Origin of the sequence: Streptomyces griseoruber (assembly GCF_001514205.1) — a bacterium.
In the GTDB taxonomy this organism is placed as follows: Bacteria; Actinomycetota; Actinomycetes; order Streptomycetales; family Streptomycetaceae; genus Streptomyces; species Streptomyces griseoruber.
The window spans coordinates 1-1,478 of sequence record NZ_KQ948829.1 but is presented as its reverse complement, the minus strand read 5'-3'; the positions used below and the strand labels follow the sequence as shown (position 1 = coordinate 1,478).

Below are 1,478 nucleotides of genomic sequence, written 5' to 3'. Positions count from 1 at the left end.
GCAGGTAGCCGTCGGCGCCTTCGGAAGTTCCGCGCAGCGACGAGCCGTAGTCCTGGGCCATCGCGCCGGCGAAGACGCCGGTACGGCTGCCGCGCAGCGTGGCCGGGTCGATGCCGGCCCGTTCCAGGACCTCCCACGACGTCTCCAGCAGCATCCGCTGCTGCGGATCCATCGCCAACGCCTCACGCGGCGAGATCCCGAACAGCGAGGAATCGAACAGGGCGGCGTCGTAGAGGAACCCGCCCTCACGGACGTACGTACGACCGACCGTGCCCGGCTCCGGGTCGTACAACCCCTCGAGATCCCACCCGCGATCCGTGGGGAACCCCCCGATCGCGTCACGCCCCTCACTCACCAGCGCCCACAGATCCTCCGGCGAACCCACCCCACCGGGGAACCGGCACGCCATCCCGACGATCACCACCGGATCGTCGCCCACACTCGACAGCGCGGGCAGTGCGGCAGTGGCTGCGTGCTCGTCTCCTCCCACCAGCTCCGTTCCGATGTGCCGGATCAAGGCGGCGGGTGTGGGGTAGTCGAAGATCAGGGTGGCGGGGAGCCTCATGCCGGTCGCGGCATTCACGCGGTTGCGGAGCTCCACCGAGGTCAGGGAGTCGAAACCCAGTTCCTTGAAGGTGTGGTCCACCTCGATGTCGGCGGTGGAGGAGTGGCCGAGTACGGCGGCCGCGGCACCCCGGACCAGGTCGGAGACGAGGCGGTCGCGGTCGGCCGGCGGAATCGCCGACAGCTGTGCCTTGAGGTCCTGGTGCCGCGTTCCGCTTCCCGTTCCGGCCTCGGCCTTGCGACGGGCACGGACCCGGACCAGGGCACGCAGCAGGGCGGGCACTTCCTCCGCCGGTCGCCGACGCAGCCCCGCGAGATCGAGATCGATGGGCAGCACCGCCGCCCGCTCCAGCCCGGGACCCTGCTCAAGCGCGGCGTCCAGCAGGCCCAGGCCCCGCTCAGGAGCCAGCGGCTGCATGCCCTCGCGCGCCATACGCCGCAGATCCGCCTCGCTCAACTCTGCCGTCATGCCGGCCCCCGGCGCCCACGGACCCCAGCCCAGGGACACCGCGGGCAGCCCCTCCTTCCGACGGAAGGAGGCGAAGGCGTCGAGGAAGGCGTTGGCGGCCGAGTAGTTGGCCTGGCCCGCACCTCCGAAGGTGCCCATGACGGAGGAGAAGACCACGAACGCGGACAGGTCGGCGTCCCGGGTCAGCTCGTGCAGGTGCGCCACCGCGTCCACCTTCGGCCGCATGACCGCGGTGAGTCGCTCCTCGGTCAGGGAGGACACCACACCGTCGTCGACGATGCCGGCGGTGTGCACCACGGCGGTCAGCGCATGTCCGTCCAGGGCGGCGACCAGCTCGTCGCGATCGGCGACATCCACCGCCACGACATCCACCTCGGCGCCCAAGGCGGCCAGCTCGGCAAGGAGTTGACCGGCACCCGGCGCATCAGGGCCACGCCGGCTGGCG

1 protein-coding gene is annotated in these 1,478 nt (G+C 71.4%); it reads right to left on the bottom strand.

The features are described from left to right. Positions 1–1,417: beta-ketoacyl reductase (locus AQJ64_RS44825; RefSeq protein ID WP_342342316.1), on the bottom strand; the 1,417-nt coding region annotated here is incomplete at its 3' end. Positions 1,418–1,478: the final 61 nt, after the last annotated feature.